This window comes from Halobacteriovorax sp., from assembly GCF_041587335.1.
Classification (GTDB): domain Bacteria; phylum Bdellovibrionota; class Bacteriovoracia; order Bacteriovoracales; family Bacteriovoracaceae; genus Halobacteriovorax.
The window spans coordinates 1-15,508 of record NZ_JBFGYP010000071.1 but is presented as its reverse complement, the minus strand read 5'-3'; the positions used below and the strand labels follow the sequence as shown (position 1 = coordinate 15,508).

At 35.2% G+C, this 15,508-nt stretch carries 17 protein-coding genes; 6 read left to right on the top strand and 11 right to left on the bottom strand.

Annotated features, from left to right (window positions below; all coding sequences use genetic code 11):
- The 3 genes from ABX784_RS10715 to ABX784_RS10705 all read left to right on the top strand — a co-directional run.
- On the top strand, positions 1–621 hold a 621-nt coding region (locus tag ABX784_RS10715), incomplete at its 5' end, for a hypothetical protein (protein ID WP_372655033.1).
- Between the two features lie 165 nt (positions 622–786).
- A complete protein-coding gene (locus ABX784_RS10710) occupies positions 787–2,067 on the top strand; it encodes a DEAD/DEAH box helicase (protein WP_372655032.1) in 1,281 nt (426 codons plus the stop codon).
- A 43-nt stretch (positions 2,068–2,110) separates the two neighbouring features.
- A complete protein-coding gene (locus ABX784_RS10705; protein ID WP_372655031.1) occupies positions 2,111–2,500 on the top strand; it encodes a hypothetical protein in 390 nt (129 codons plus the stop codon).
- Here the strand turns inward: ABX784_RS10705 and ABX784_RS10700 are convergent.
- On the bottom strand, positions 2,492–2,896 hold the full coding sequence (locus tag ABX784_RS10700; protein WP_372655030.1) for a hypothetical protein: 405 nt from the start codon (positions 2,894–2,896) through the stop codon (positions 2,492–2,494). The genes ABX784_RS10705 and ABX784_RS10700 overlap by 9 nt on opposite strands.
- Positions 2,897–3,008: 112 nt before the next feature.
- Between ABX784_RS10700 and ABX784_RS10695 the strand changes: the two genes are divergently transcribed.
- Complete coding sequence (locus tag ABX784_RS10695; RefSeq protein ID WP_372655029.1) at positions 3,009–3,671, top strand: hypothetical protein; 663 nt, start codon at positions 3,009–3,011, stop codon at positions 3,669–3,671.
- Positions 3,672–3,685: 14 nt separating this feature from the next.
- Here ABX784_RS10695 and ABX784_RS10690 read toward each other — a convergent pair whose 3' ends face one another.
- The 4 genes from ABX784_RS10690 to ABX784_RS10675 all read right to left on the bottom strand — a co-directional run bounded on the left by ABX784_RS10690 (position 3,686) and on the right by ABX784_RS10675 (position 5,736).
- Positions 3,686–4,117 (bottom strand): TraR/DksA family transcriptional regulator, encoded by a 432-nt coding sequence (locus ABX784_RS10690; RefSeq protein ID WP_372655028.1) that lies wholly within the window; start codon positions 4,115–4,117, stop codon positions 3,686–3,688.
- 204 nt (positions 4,118–4,321) lie between these two features.
- The gene (locus tag ABX784_RS10685) at positions 4,322–4,678 is read right to left on the bottom strand and encodes a hypothetical protein (protein ID WP_372655027.1); all 357 of its coding nucleotides are present in this window, start codon (positions 4,676–4,678) and stop codon (positions 4,322–4,324) included.
- A complete protein-coding gene (locus ABX784_RS10680) occupies positions 4,675–5,211 on the bottom strand; it encodes a hypothetical protein (protein ID WP_372655026.1) in 537 nt (178 codons plus the stop codon). Before ABX784_RS10680 ends, ABX784_RS10685 begins: the two co-directional genes overlap by 4 nt.
- 57 nt (positions 5,212–5,268) lie before the next feature.
- Complete coding sequence (locus ABX784_RS10675) at positions 5,269–5,736, bottom strand: DUF2452 domain-containing protein (protein ID WP_372655025.1); 468 nt, start codon at positions 5,734–5,736, stop codon at positions 5,269–5,271.
- A 142-nt stretch (positions 5,737–5,878) separates the two neighbouring features.
- Here ABX784_RS10675 and ABX784_RS10670 point away from each other — a divergent pair, with 142 nt between their 5' ends.
- Positions 5,879–6,580, top strand: coding sequence for a 4Fe-4S cluster-binding domain-containing protein (locus ABX784_RS10670; protein WP_372655024.1), 702 nt, complete (start codon positions 5,879–5,881; stop codon positions 6,578–6,580).
- On the opposite strand, the gene ABX784_RS10665 is transcribed toward ABX784_RS10670, so the two are convergent.
- From ABX784_RS10665 to ABX784_RS10640, 6 genes are all read right to left on the bottom strand, one after another.
- The gene (locus ABX784_RS10665) at positions 6,577–6,933 is read right to left on the bottom strand and encodes a hypothetical protein (protein WP_372655023.1); all 357 of its coding nucleotides are present in this window, start codon (positions 6,931–6,933) and stop codon (positions 6,577–6,579) included. The two genes, ABX784_RS10670 and ABX784_RS10665, sit on opposite strands and share 4 nt — an antisense overlap.
- Before the next feature lie 71 nt (positions 6,934–7,004).
- Positions 7,005–7,406, bottom strand: coding sequence for a DUF423 domain-containing protein (locus ABX784_RS10660; protein ID WP_372655022.1), 402 nt, complete (start codon positions 7,404–7,406; stop codon positions 7,005–7,007).
- An 83-nt stretch (positions 7,407–7,489) separates the two neighbouring features.
- Positions 7,490–8,581 carry a SprT-like domain-containing protein gene (locus ABX784_RS10655; RefSeq protein WP_372655021.1) on the bottom strand — a complete coding sequence of 364 codons (1,092 nt, stop codon included), beginning with the start codon at positions 8,579–8,581 and terminating at the stop codon, positions 7,490–7,492.
- Between the two features lie 36 nt (positions 8,582–8,617).
- Entirely contained in the window at positions 8,618–9,385 is a 768-nt protein-coding gene (locus ABX784_RS10650) for a succinate dehydrogenase/fumarate reductase iron-sulfur subunit (protein ID WP_372655020.1), read from the bottom strand.
- Between the two features lie 21 nt (positions 9,386–9,406).
- Positions 9,407–11,338 (bottom strand): fumarate reductase/succinate dehydrogenase flavoprotein subunit, encoded by a 1,932-nt coding sequence (locus ABX784_RS10645; protein ID WP_372655019.1) that lies wholly within the window; start codon positions 11,336–11,338, stop codon positions 9,407–9,409.
- A gap of 1 nt (position 11,339) precedes the next feature.
- Complete coding sequence (locus tag ABX784_RS10640) at positions 11,340–12,014, bottom strand: succinate dehydrogenase cytochrome b subunit (protein ID WP_372655018.1); 675 nt, start codon at positions 12,012–12,014, stop codon at positions 11,340–11,342.
- Between the two features lie 338 nt (positions 12,015–12,352).
- Here ABX784_RS10640 and ABX784_RS10635 point away from each other — a divergent pair, with 338 nt between their 5' ends.
- Complete coding sequence (locus ABX784_RS10635; RefSeq protein WP_372655017.1) at positions 12,353–15,364, top strand: hypothetical protein; 3,012 nt, start codon at positions 12,353–12,355, stop codon at positions 15,362–15,364.
- Positions 15,365–15,508 lie beyond the last annotated feature (144 nt).

Sequence of the window (15,508 nt, the reverse complement as noted above, 5' to 3'; positions counted from 1 at the left end):
TATGCAAAAGTTGAAGCTAAAGCAGGACTTTGGTTTGATTACACAAAAGGTGAGCACTTCTTTGGTACTTTTGGTCTTTACGGTCTAGGAAGACTAGATATTAAGAAGAGCGTTGACGGGGTTCTACTACTTGGTGGTGGTGGTAATATTGATACTGCTGAAAATACACTTATCAATGCAGCTGTTGATTACAGATTTGGATATAAGAATTCTAACTACTCTGCATTTGCTGCAGTTGAGGAAGTTAAGCTTGCAGAGATTTCTTCTGAAGATGAAGGGACTCCTTCTTTTGGAAATAGTGCCCTTATAAGACTTCACGCTCAAGCAGATTACATGCCAAGCTTTTTCAAGCTTTCTCCTTATGCAGGTACTCACATGAGAAGTGGATACAGTGCTGTTGATGGATTATACCTTGGAGCTAACTGGGGAATGCACACTTGGGAAGAGAGAATTGCTCTTAACTTAAGAACTCAAGTTGATGTAGAACACTTCACTCTAGGTGTACAAGCTAAATTATGGCTTCTACAACTTGACCTTGAAGGAAAATTTGCTGTGAAAGATAAGGTTGATGACATCAAAGTATCTAATTACTACTCTGCAAATTTCAGATTATTCTTCTAATTTAACACTTTATTGGCCCCTTTTCTTGGGGCCAATCTTTTTTTACCCCTAAATATCTAATATTAAAGACAATTTTAAATATGTAATTAATTTAAAGGTGATGACTTTAAGTAACTCCTTTGTTAAAAATCGAAGACTTATAATTTATTGAAGGAAGACAGAACGATGGCCAATTTTGAAGACTTGTTAAAAAACACTGATTTACTAAAATTTATTGAAGATCAAGGCTTCAAATCTCCAACTCCTGTCCAAGTGAAAGGAATACCTCTTCTTGCTAACGAAGAATCTATTTCACTTTTAGGTAAAACAGGAACTGGGAAAACTCTTTCTTACGCTCTTCCAATCGTTCAGTATTTAAAAGAAAATGAAGACAGAAGCGTAGAGCCAATCCCTGGAGCTCCAAAAGCTGTAATCATACTTCCTACTAAAGAGTTAACATCCCAAGTTTACCAAGTATTCAAAGATATCTCTCACTTTGCAAAGTTGAGAGTAAGACAATTACTAGGTGGTGAAAAAGGTCAAAAGAGTAGAGACCTTGGAACTTCTGCAATGGATATATTAATCACGGGACCTGGTCGTCTAGCGCAAATGCTAGAGAAGAAAGAGTTATCTCTAAGTGAAGTAAAATACTTTATTCTAGACGAAGCTGATACTCTTTTAGATATGGGATTTTTCAAAGATATTCAAAAGCTTTGGGGATACTGTGAGTGGGATGGTTGTACTGTAGGTTTAATTTCAGCAACTATGCCTAATGATTTTGATAAATTTAAAGAAGAAGTTTTCAGTAAAGTCGATTTCAAGATGCTTGAAGTTGGTGGAAACTCAATAAAGCAAGATATTGAAACTTTCAATATTGACCTTGGTCAAAAAGAAAAGAATCAAATGACTGAGCTATTTATTGATAAGCAAGCTAACGGTAGTGGAATGATTTTCTGTAATAGAAAGGAAACAACAACTGAACTCTATGACTTCTTAAAAGAAAAATATCCAAGTAAGAGATTCTTTATTCTAAATGGAGAAATGGAAGCAAAAGATAGAAATGCTTCGATGAAAAAATTTAGAGATAAAGGCGGTATCATGGTTTGTACTGATATTGCTGCTCGTGGAATTGATATCCCTTCTTTAAATTGGGTTTTAAATTATGATCTACCATTTGAAGCTGTATTCTACATTCACAGAAGTGGTCGTGTAGGTCGTGGTGGAAGAAAAGGTAATGTTTATAACTTTGTTACTTCTAGAGATTTAAACTTAATTGGAAGAATTAATGAATCGATTAAGGAACAATCTCTATTAAAGCTAACTACTATCAATACTAAGATGCAAAGAGAGCTTACTAAGAAGAAGGTGGCAAGGTCTAATGCTAGTAAAGAGCCTGTTAAAAAGGTTGCTAAGAAAAGACCACAAGTTGGCGGGAGACATTCTCCTCGTTACAAAAAGAACAAATAATTCACCATTTCTTGTTTTTGCCATATTAGTATATAATTATAATATGGCAAAAATAATACTTCTTACAATTCTACTTTCACTCTCAGCATGCTCCGAAAATAATCGTTACTCTGCAAGTCAGATGTGGAAGATGGCCTATGCCAAGGACTCAAGTATTGAGTTAGTTATTGTAAATGAGCCTGCAAAGAGAATTCTCTGTGAAAATTATAGAGTTAAAGGATGTATAAAAGGATCCGGTAAGAGAATTAAGGTTAGGCTCGTTGATTTAATTGCAATTGAGTTTGATACAGAAGAAAATGCTAGAGCAGCAGCACTTGCTTATAACCAATATTACGCAAGAAACTGGTTCTTTGACGATGTGAAAGGGGAGCCTGTACTCGAGAGCTTTATTAAAGAAGTTTATAATGCTAAAAATCCAAACGACTCAAAATAAGAAAGTTAAAAATCTTTTTTCAAACTCAGAAACTTTCTTCTTCCACTCTTTAATGAATTCTTTGTTATCATCACTTTCATACTCATCTAGTGTTGAATAAAAAAGTTTTACCCATCTAAGAACTTCACCTTTATTAGGCTTTAGTTCTTTGTGGATATTAATAAGGTCAAACCTCTTATCTTCTTTAGATAGCCTTTCTCCAAGTAATTGAATGCGCCAGAATTTTACGATTCTTGGTAAATGAGACTTAAATGCCTCTAGAGGTGGAGATAATGGGTCAGCAGATTTGAATTCTTGAATCTTTCTAAACTGATAGCCAATTAAAAAGTCAGAAACTGCTTTCTCGTAAAATGAGTAAGTTACATTCTTTATTAGTTGAGCTTTTTTGTCTGACATTGTTCTCTATCTTGTTAAATTTATTTATATTTCTAAGAAAGTAAAAGTCTGTGTAAAGTAGTCCATTTTATTTCCGATAAATTAAATACAGTAAATATCGGAGCAAACTACTATGAAGAAGAATCTTCTTATTTTAACACTATTGAGTTTATTTTCAACAGTATCGTTCGCTGAAAATATTCAGGTGAAATCTTTAAATCAAGGCACGTGCTGGATTAAAGAAGAGGCCGAAAGTGTTAAGGCAACTTCCTTTGTTCAAGGTATTAGTGTAGAGCTAAATAATTATACATTGAGTAAAATAAGTGAGCTAAACCTTCCTACAAAATTTGAGAGTAGCTTGGATGCTATGGCATTTTGCAGCGGTCATGGCCTTAGCTTAGTATTAAATGCCGCTGAAAAGTCTCTTCGCTATTGTGTTTGGTTAAAGATTAATCAAGATGGTTTTGAAACTCAGTCTGTAGGGCTAACTGATATTGAAGGAAAGTGTGACGGTTATAGACCGGGAGTTATAATTCTTAGTATTGTTGAAAATAGTTTAGATAGAGAGCAGTTTTTAAAAGACCTAAAAAACCATTCACTTGATATAGAGTTCAAATCTTTTGAAGAAGTCTCTGAAGGGTTAGTTAAAATTGAATTACTTGAAGAGAATTGGGGCAGTGAGGCTGAACTAAGTAGTAAGTTTCAAAAATTAGAAGCAGTTAAATACGCGGAGAAATCATTCTTCTACCATCCAATTGGAGAGTGGAGCGACCTAGAAGTTCTAGGCCGTGAATAAATTCTCCGAATAGATTACTTTGAAGAAAGCTCAGATAATGTTTTACCTAGAGACTTTGATTTTCTTTGAATAAAGTTATTCTTCTCAGAAAGCTCAGCTTCTTCCTTACAACCAATACATAATTCAGCTGTAGTTCTTGCCATAAGTCTTTCGAAGTTGATCTCAGCATCACATTCTTGGCAAAGTCCATAGACTCCATCTTCAATCTTTGTAAGTGCTTTATTAATTTTCTTTAGATAGAAAATATCACGATTTCTAAATCTTATTTCTTGTGAAGTCTGAACGTTTACAGAGGCTTCATCAACAGGATCACTTAGTTCATTTTTATCTAGACAGTAGCTCTCACTATTTTGAGACTTATTGTAGATTCTTTCTTTTTCTGCGAGAAGCGTATCTTTAAGTTTTCCGATCTGCTTGTCACTCAGGTAACTGTTTTCGCGTTTCATGAGTTTTCTCTCCTGTGTAGTGTGTTGTGTGTGTGTTTTTGTTGACCAGTTGTATCCTAAGAAATACTTGATTGATAGCTATCTAGTATCTCAATGTCTTACATTTGCTAGTCTTTTATTTATTTAGAAGTAATGTACTTTTGACTATGCGCACTCGTAAATTGTATTAATCTTACAAAAGTTGACAAGTGAACGAGGTTTTAGTTACTTGACGCGTGACTTAGGAAACTGTGCTTCGCAGTAGGGGCAGAAATGCCAGAATTGAACGTCTAATTCAGTCTTACAGCTTTCACAATTTATAATAAATTGTAGGTCCTCAAAGACTTCAGTCCCGCCAACAAAGATATCTTTACGCATCGCTCTTATTGTCGTTGGGTGCGCCTTATAGCCTCCTGGAAGAATGGGATCATTTAGAAACTTACCTGGTGAGACAGATTTATCCGGACGAATATTAACTTGATAGGCCTCTGGGTCATCTATGAAATGTTTTTGTCCTACAGCATTTGTTGCACTCATTAACTTTTCATAGGCCATTTGTGGATCAAAATTATCAGAACTCATTTCTTGGGACTCCATCTTTTTTCTAACATTTCAATAATTTGCTTTGAGGCCTTCTTATGTTTATCAAATAAACTTAAAATTCCTGGCTTACTTTGAATTATATCATCTTTTAAAAATATTGCCTGACTTCCAAGTTGTTCAATTGTTCTGAGTGTCCACTCAAGTACTTCAGCATCTTTGTTTTTAAGCAGCCCCTTTAAGACTTCTATTAACTCAAAAGGGACACGTTCTCCCTTCTTGTGATGATAGGCAATGATATGCTTACTCGCCGCACTTAAGTTAAATACAATTAATTCTGGGTCACTTATTTGTTCAAATGTCTGATAGATATTTTCTGTGAATATATTAGAATAGTTTTGAGTATTGTCTAATAAGCAATAGACCTTAGGAAGGTCATTGAAGTTTTTCTTTTCAAGAAGTTCTGTCCAGATTGAGTTTAATTTTTGAAACTCTTCTTCACTATACTTAGTAAGTGGCCTTTCATCGTTTTGTAACTTTTTGATGACTCTATTAAATTCTGTGTTTAAATCCATACAATAAAAATAACATGAAATGAGATGTCTTCAAACTGATTATCTAAAGAATAGACTTTAGTCTAGAACTTGCCATGTGTGATCAGCTAGAAGCTCTACACTGGCAATACATTCTTTATATGGCATTTCTAGTCCCCACTCTGAAGGTCCAATAATAGAGAGTAGGTGAGTTTCATCTTTTTTTATGTAGAGGTGGTAGATCTGACCAATCATTGGCTCAAATGACATTTTCGCATTGTAAATTATCTCACTAACTTCAACTCGCTTTTTGAGTTTTGCTGCCTGCTCAATAAGAGGTTGCATTTGCTCAAGAAGTTGGTCCATTTGATTAGCAGTTTGCTGGTGCATTGCTCTTAGCGCTCTACTTTTGATTTTTCCTTCATCTTCTGGATTAATCAAGGCACTACTAGCATTTGTGGCATATTCGACGAGACCAGGCAGATCGGCAGCATTGAGCTTTAGCCTGTTCATATCAATACTTTTTACATCAATTTCTTTACCTAAACGGTCTTTTTTATCACTCATATACATCTAATATACCAAATCTTTGGCAATTTATCAGCAATACCCTTGATAGAGCTAAAAAAGCTGTGTAAAGACTACAGAGTCTAGCATTTGAAGATCATGTTCTATGGTATAACAGGTGGCTTAGAGGAAGGTTAAACAATTGAAATCGTTTTTAATAAATTCTATTTATTCTGCAACTGAAGGTGAGGGAGTACATATTGGAACTCCTCAAGTATTCGTACGCTTTCAAGGTTGTGCAATTGGTTGTTTAAATTGCGACTCAAAAGACACTTGGGACTTTACTGGTAAGGAATGGACTAAAGATGAAGTCTTAACTGCTATTGAGGACGCTGGTGGAAAGAGCATGAAGCGTGTCTCAATCACTGGTGGAGATCCTCTACACCCAAGCCATACAGATCAAGTCTTATCCCTCTTAGAGACTCTCAAGGAGAGAGGCTACTACGTAAACTTAGAAGCTGCGGGAACTAGAGTTGTTGATGATATATTTACAAAACTAGACTTTATAAGCTTTGATTTTAAGACACCTTCAACTGGTGTAAAGACAAGGCTTCAGACATTAAATAAACTGATTCAAAATTATCCAAATAAATTTCAAATTAAAGCTGTGATAGAAACTGCTGAAGATTTCACTGCCACTGTTGATATGTATAATGAGCTACTTTCAATGAATGATAGTTTAAGTTTCCCATGGTGCTTAACTCCTTCGTATAACTTAAATGAAGAATTTCCTCTAGAGAGATTTAGAAATGTTATAAAGTGGAATGAAGAGGGCGGTAGTCTATTTAGAGTTATTGGTCAGCAGCACAAGTGGCTCTTTGGCCCAGATGAGAAGCAGGTCTAGGCCGCTTCACTGGCCTTGGTTTCAAGCATGTCCGTTCCGTACTTTTTCAAAGTATGAATATCTACCAAAGTATAATTTAAACCTTCTGCTAGTTGTTTCTCTTCTTGTGTAAATGTATTACAGATGACAACAAGCTTTGAATCAGAAGTAACTTTTTTAAGAGCAATCTTTATAATTGATTTTACCTTTGTAAGGTTAGGTGCGCAGTAGACAAGATACTTCTTATCACTTCTCTTTGCAGTGAAGTGCCAAAGGTTTGCTTTGTTCTTTGAGATGGTTACATCATGATCAAACATCTTAAATATAGTTGTACAAGTTGTTATATACTTATCTATTTGTTGTTTCGCTGACACTCACATCCCCAAGGTGAAAATTACTACCTTAAACTATTCGGAAGATCTAAAGAGAAGCTAAAGGAAAAAAGCTACTCTAAAGCACTGTTTTTGCGAGATATCTTAAAAAATCTTAGGCCAAGAGATAGCCATCCCATAATAAATGTAACACCACCCACTGGAATAAGAAGAGCAAAAACCTTAATTTCAGTTAGAGCGTAGATGTAACAATTGAAAGAGAATAGAATAATTCCAAGAACAAATAATGTGCTTTCAATTCTAAATCTGTCACTAAAGACCTTGTCCATAATGCCAAGAAAGATAAGTCCAAAGGCATGAAGCATATGATACTCAACACCTGTTTTAAATGTAGCAAGATTTTTAACAGAAAGAGTCTTCTCAAAAGCATGTGCACCCATTGCACCTAAAGCAACAGCAAGTGCCATAAGTAGTGCTCCAGCAATAATTTTGTGATTAGTTCTTTTTAGTTTCATCTCTCTCAATCCTTTATAATAGATAGAAATATTTTATGTGCTTATAATTATATCATCAAGGGATAAAGGTGTGTGGAAATTGATTATTTTAATAATTCTCTTGTAGAGGAGGATGATATAGATTTTTTAATCTTCAAATTTTTCCCCGCTGACTTACCAAGTGCAGCACCTTTAGAGTTATTTTTAACTCTCTGACTACTTGAGTAGGAGAGTCTGGAGTAGACATTCTTTACTCTGACTTCTAAGTCTTCTTTGAGGATCATTAAATCATTCTTAGAAAAAGAGGTCGCTTGAACATTTGTAATTTGTTCTTTATAGCCAACTGCAACACCTCTAAAGAATGAGTTCTTAGCACTCAGCCCTTTTAGGTCCTTGTTCTCTTTTTGAGTCTGTCTCCATAAATGATCTAATTCAAAAACAAGGTAGTCACATACGTAGTGGGCCAACTCAACGTTAACTCTTGAGCCAACAACCTCTAAATAATAATGACCTTTAGCGTGACTAAAGACTGGCTGAACATTAAATGTGGTCAAGATCTCATAAATGGCCTTGGCCTTGGAGTTCACTTTTGAACCTTCTAGTACTTTTAAAAGAAAGGTTTCATCTTCTTCTTCAGTTAAGTCTTCTTCGTTTAAATTAAATTTTAATAAAAGCTCGTTTGCTTTGGCGGTAGCAAGACGTGATTCATTTATATTATCTGAGTTTGCTAAACTTAGAAGTTTCTGTACTCTTGAAACTAGCTTATCTTGTTTTGTATTACTTCTTTTAAACTCTGGTAATGAAGTCGCAAGCTCGAGTTTTGCACTAAAGACTTCCTCTCCCCATCCATGACTTTTGCAAATACTTCTATACTCCGGTCCGTGGTCATTTACCGAGTTTGAATACAATAGGTAGGCCTCTAGGTGAGCTAGCTCATGTCTGATTACATCAGCTAATATTTTGGCGTCATTTAAAAGAAGAAGCCTTTTGTTAAGACCTATTTGATATAAGTGATGATTGAAAAAACCAAGATTTGAATTGTGCTCAAAAACAACAAAGCTAAGGGGAACAGAATAGTTCTTCCACTTTATTCGAGATCGATTAAATTCAATCTTCATCTCTGAAGTAAGAATATCTTTAGCTTTTGCTTTACATATTTTTAAGAATTTTTGAGTAGATTTAGAATAGACTTGCATAAAATAAAATAGGCCCTCTTTCGAGGGCCAACTCTTTTAGTCTTTAGATTTTACAGCTGCCGAAAGAAAGTCTCTGTTCATTCTAGCAATATTGCTAATCGAGATTCCTTTTGGACAAGAAGCTTCACATTCTGCTTCATTAGTACAGTTACCAAAACCGAGTTCATCCATTTTAGAAACCATATTCTTAACTCTTTCTTCTGCTTCAAGCTTACCTTGAGGAAGAAGTGCAAGTTGAGAAACTTTTGCAGATACAAATAGCATTGCAGAAGCATTCTTACATGAAGCTACACAAGCACCACAACCAATACAAGAGGCAGCATCCATAGCTAGCTCTGCATTTTCTTTAGGTACTAGGATTGCGTTAGCATCTTGAGCGTTACCTGTATTAACATTAACAAAACCACCAGAAGCAATAATGTCATCAAATGCAGTTCTATCGATCATTAAATCTTTTAGAACCGGAAATGCTCTAGCTCTAAATGGTTCAACAACAATTGTCTCTCCGTTTTGAAACTTTCTCATGTGAAGCTGACAAGTTGTTGTCTCCGCTTCAGGACCATGTGCCTGACCATTAATCATTAATGAACACATTCCGCAGATACCTTCTCTACAGTCGTGATCAAAAGCAACAGGATCATTTCCTTCTGCAATAAGTTTTTCATTTAAAACATCTAACATTTCTAGGAAAGATGCATCTGGAGAAATTCCATCGATTGTGTAATCAACGATTTCACCTTTTTCTTTATTGTTTGCTTGACGCCAAATTTTTAGATTCAAAGTCAATAAATTATCAGAACTCATATTAATCTCCTACCTTTGGCGTTACTTGTATGATCTTTGTGTTAGAGCTACATTTTCAAAGTTTAGCTCTTCAATATTTCTAATAGGCTCTTTTTCATCACCTGTGTATTCCCAAGCAGCAACATGACAGAATTTATCATCTTCTCTTTTGGCTTCATTTTCTTCTGTTTGGTACTCATCTCTAAAGTGACCACCACAAGACTCTTCTCTCTTTAGAGCATCTCTTGCCATCAGTTCACCAAGCTCTAAGAAGTCGGCAACTCTGTTGGCCTTCTCAAGTTCGATATTTACACCATCATTTGTTCCAGTAACTTTAACGTTCTTCCAGAAGTCTGCTCTAATGGCCTTGATTTTATCAATTGCAGTACTAAGCCCTTCAGCTGTTCTTGCCATACCAACATAATCCCACATTACAACACCAAGCTCTCTGTGGAACGAGTCAACTGACTTAGTACCATTAATCGCTAAGAGCTTATCAAATCTTTCTTTTGAAGTTTTAAGAGCTTCATCAAACTCAGGAGCTGTCTCTTCAACATCACTGTTAATGAGTCCTTCACTCGCTAGGTAGTTACCTAGAGTATAAGGAATAACAAAGTAACCATCAGCTAGACCCTGCATAAGAGCAGAAGCACCAAGTCTATTAGCACCGTGATCAGAGAAGTTTGCTTCACCAAGAGCGAAACAACCAGGAACTGTAGTCATTAGGTTGTAATCTACCCATAGTCCACCCATAGTATAATGAACCGCTGGGAAAATTCTCATTGGCACTTCATATGGGTTTTCATCAGTAATTCTTTCGTACATATCAAAAAGGTTTCCGTAACGAGCTTTAATAGTCTCGATACCTTCTCTTTTTATAGCATCAGCAAAGTCTAGGTATACGGCAACTTTAGTTGAACCAACACCTTTACCCATATCAGCTTGTTGCTTAGCATTTCTAGCGGCAACATCTCTAGGAACTAGGTTACCAAAAGAAGGATATTTTTCTTCTAAGTAGTAATCTCTTTCTTCTTCTGGGATATCATTTGCTTTTCTTGTTTCATTCTTATCTTTTGGTACCCAAACACGTCCATCATTTCTAAGAGACTCTGACATAAGAGTTAGCTTAGATTGGAAGTCTCCGTGTTGAGGGATACAAGTTGGGTGAATCTGTGTGTAACAAGGGTTAGCAAACATTGCACCTTTCTTATACGCTTTCCAAGCTGCTGATCCATTTGATGCCATAGCATTTGAAGATAGGAAGTAAGTGTTTCCGTATCCACCAGTACAAAGAAGAACTGCATCAGCTGAGAATTTTTCATACTCACCAGTTACAACATTTCTTGTAATGATTCCTCTTGCTTTTCCATCAACAACAACAAGCTCAACCATTTCTCTTCTTGTGTATGACTTAACTTTACCTTTTCCTACTTCTTTCATTAGAGCTGAATAAGCACCTAATAAAAGCTGTTGTCCAGTTTGTCCTCTGGCATAGAATGTTCTTGAAACTTGCGCTCCACCGAATGATCTATTTGAAAGAGTTCCACCGTACTCACGAGCAAAAGGAACACCTTGAGCAGCACACTGGTCGATAATATTGTTTGCAACTTGAGCTAGTCTATAAACGTTAGCTTCTCTCGCTCTATAATCTCCACCTTTAATAGTGTCATAGAATAGACGCCAGATAGAATCTCCATCATTTGGATAATTCTTAGCAGCGTTAACACCACCCTGGGCCGCAATTGAGTGAGCTCTTCTTGGTGAATCCTGAATACAAAATGTACTTACATCATAACCAAGCTCAGAAAGAGTCGCCGCAGCTGAAGCTCCAGCTAGCCCTGTTCCTACTACGATTACTTTATATTTTCTTTTATTTGCAGGGTTAACAAGTTTCATATTGAAACGATGCTGATCCCATTTATCTTGAAGTTTTCCCGCAGGAACTTTTCCATCTAGTTTCTTTATATCAGTCATCTTAATTTCCTCCCTGAAGGTAACAGAAGATTGGTAGTGCAGAGTAACCAACAGTTACTATTACAGCAAAAACCTTACCTAAGCATTTAAGTAGGCAAGTGTATTTTGGGTGCCAGAATCCAATTGATTGGAATGCCGACCAAAATCCATGACTCACGTGAATACCAAGAGCAATCATACAGAAGATATACCAAATAACAGAAAGTGGACTTTGGAAGTAGTCTACAACTGTCTTGTAGATATCTCTCATCTCAACACCACCGTGAGTGATTACATACTCAGGTCCAAATTTAAATTGAATAAGGTGAAGAATAAGAAAAGCGAGGATAATTAATCCTGTGTAAGGCATAGTAGAAGAAGCGAAAGTAGACCCTCTACCAGTCTTTTGCTTAACATAGTACTTCTGTGGTCTCGCTTTATTATTTTCGTAAGTCAGCTGAGCAGCAAGCCCAATGTGAGTTAAGAAAATTGTCGCAAGAATTGCCTCTGCTACGTAAATAAGTGGATTCGTAACAAGAGTGTGAGCGTAAGTATTAAACGCCTCAGGTCCTAAGTACATTAAACAGTTACCAATTAAATGCGACAATAAAAAGCCACATAGTAATAGTCCTGTAATGCCCATAACCTGTTTTTTTACGACGGATGACGTCGCATACTTTAGCATTGATGAAGCCATAGGAAGTTTACCCCTTTAAAGTAAGTGAATAGATTTCTTTCAGTTTTTTGAATTGTTAAAATTATACTCCTGTGATTACGATAAATTAAGTGATTTCTTTTGTTGCTGATGGCCATTTCTGTAATTTCTTTAGAAAAGAATTAAATTTATTTTGAAATAATGGCAATTTATTGAGGCTCAGCTTTATAAATAGATAATATTCATAGATGACCATAACTCCTTGTAAGTTTTGGGATATTAACTAACGCCCTATAAATATTGATGTTATGGGTTATATGCACTGTATAATAATACATAGTCGCTAAATTTTTTTGATTAACCGACCGAATAGGATGGGTATGAAGTTATTATCAGTCTCAATCACATTTTTATTTATCTCTCTCTGGTGCAATCCAGCATTTGCACTTCCAGGTGAAGGTGAAGAGACTAAAGATCCTATTATTCAAAATGGAAAACTATTTACACCTGATCAGGTAGCAAGTGCTGCTAGGGCTCAACGTAAAATGGCCGAAGTTGTATGCGCTGGAAAGAGTGAAGATGTGGTTAGCTACCAGCTGAAAAACTTAATGAAGGTTGGTCTTTATAATTATTGTGATCAATATAAAGATGACGAAAGGTTCTGTAGGTGCGTGAGTGAAGTTACATATGAGAATAAATTATCTGATGAAGATATAAAAACTTTTAAAGAAGGTCTAATTGCAGATAGTAAAAAAAATATAGCTTTAAATAGTTTTAAGGTTCTAAAAGAGTACAAGCAAGAGAATCTTAGAAACATTGCTAATAAACCATTAGATTTAAATACAATGAAAAAGTTGGATAGTTACTCTTTTAATACTTGTGATGGAACACATAAATTAAAAACAGCACTGAGTCCGTACTGTAGTGAATCAGATTTGTTGGAACTAAAGAAGTCTTTCTCTCTTGCTCTCGAAGAGTGTGAGGACTGTGAAGGGATGGATATTGATAATATGCCAAAAGATTTTAGTATTCGAGGACAAAGAACTTCAGGAGAAGACTTTTTAGAGTTTCCACAATATTGGTTAAGCAATCAATTTATTAAACAGGCGAAGGAAGATGAGTTTAAGGTTGAAGAGATAAATAAAAAGTATACAAGTAACTCTTCTAAATTTAAGTCTATTGGCGACTTTCAATATAAGGATATTATTGAAAATTTAGCATCGCGCATTAAGAAGAGTTGGGACGATAACGATAATAATTCAGAAACATTTTCATACCAATCGACTAAGGAAAAAAGAAAAGATTTAGCGCTTATTGTTTTGATTAATGAGCACTACCTTTTCAAAAAACTTAAAGGACTTCCTAAGCAAAGTTTTTTATATGATAGTAAAAAGTTAAAAAAAGATCATGATGCATATGTTGATTTTTTTGCTTCTAAAATTCCACAATCGATTTTTGATAGAAAGTCTATGTCAAAAACGACAATAGCAACATTATTAGAGAGCTTTCTTGAAGAAAAGCATAGAGAGAGCCTGGATGATAAATGTAGAAATCTTGTTAAAGTTTTTAAGACTTCATGTGAAGAGATCTCTAAAGATAATATCAGTTTTAATTTTGATGAAGAGGTCGCGAGTTCACTCAGGGATAAGAAGTATAAAATTAATGATAAATTTAAATTTGATCAACTCTATTGTGTAGAAAAAAATAAAGTTAGTACAAACTTAGGTATTTCTTATTTGAACAATATTAACTTTGGTAAAGTTGGAGATATTCTCAATCGTGGAAAGAGTAGTAAAAACCTTTTCAAAAAGAACTTGTTAAGTCTTACTGATGGTTATTTAAATATTGCCAATTTTAGTTCTGGAGCATCGATAGATATTACAGGTACTCTTCAATCTGGTGGAGAGAATTTTCTTATAGATGTACTTTTAGATGATGATGAAGAAGAAGTTGGAAATTTAGATTTTAATGTTGTAAAAAGTGGTGAGTCTAATTATTCTTATGACCCATTTGCTAATGAAAACTTAAAGATCGTTAGTACTCCATCTGGGGAGTTTAAAGTTGTTGAAACTAAGAAGGGCTCCTTTAATCAAAGTGCTAGGAATCAAATTATTCTAGATGATATGTTAACAAGGGCCATAGATTCTGATAAAGAACTTGCAATCAATAGTATAAGGGAAGATATTGCTAAAATAAATGAGAGAGATTCTAAAGCTTCTAAGATAAGTCCTGATGATGAGGTAAAAAAATCAGAAGTAGTAGATGATAATTCTATAAATATAAAAGGCAACAATAAAGTTTTATCAGATAATGAGAAATTTATTGCCAAGGAAGTAGATGTTAGCGAGTCCTATAAAAGTAAATCGCCTACTGGTGAAAACTTTGGTGAACTACCTCAAGATTTTAATAATATATCTTTTTCCGGGCGTAACTTTAATACACGTAATTCTCAAATAAGTGATTTGAATAGTAGTAGATTCCAAAGAGAGATTTCTGATGAGGAAATAATGCAGGCACGAATTAAAGAGCTTGAAGAAAAGCTTACTGTAAATAAACCTTCCGGAGCTGCTATCTCTGAAGAAGCTACCTCAGCTATTAATCCTACAAAAAATAGTTTTGCTAATTCTGATGAACCTGAAGAAGATAATTTAGAATTAAATAAATTGAAAGTCGAACTAGAGAAAATGAAACTTCAGATGGCAAAGTCAGAGTTAGAGGCTAAAAAGAAAGAGCCCGTGGCTAAGAAGGTTACGTCAACAAGTAGTGTTAATAATCTATCAGTTAGCAATAATTTAAGTCCTCTTGAAAGGGCCAGTACAAAAGGTGTTGTAAACACCAATACTAAACGAAAATCTGAAAAACCTGCTAATAGATCATCTGCAAGCTCTGTTTCTCAGTCTCGCGCTGAAAGTACAAGCTCGTCTCCTACAAGTAGTCAGAGCGAAGTATCAAGCTCTTCAGTAGCGTCTGATCCTACTGCCTCTAGGTCTAGTAGTGTAGCCAGTAGATCTAATCGTAATGGAGCGCTCTTAACAGCAACTCAGGTTGGAGATAGTCAATTTTCTACTCCAGAAGCTTCTACTGAGGTTTCTTACCAAAACTTCTCAGAGATTAGCTCTGCTGGGCAAAATGAATTAGAAAAACTATATTCAGAGTTTGGAACCCAACTTGTTACTCAAGCTGGAACAGAAGTCTTACTAGAGAAAGATGAAGAAACTGGTGAAATTAAAGTTATTGAAAAAGAAAGTTCCTCTGATGAAGTAGTTAAGAAGGCACTATCTAAAAGAGCTCCTGCTTCTACAGAAAAATCTGCAGAGGAGAAGAAGTCGCGTAAGAGATTTTCATTACAAGAATTTAATCAAATAATTGATGAGGGTGTGAAAGAAGAATAGCGCTTAGTCGATAATAGAAATGCCTTCAGAGAGATAGAGCTTACTAGTATCTATTTTAAAGGGATCGCTAATAAATAGTGCGCTAGAGATATCTTTATTTGTCCTTTTTACTGCAACTCTTATTCTATGATAATAGCTCTCATT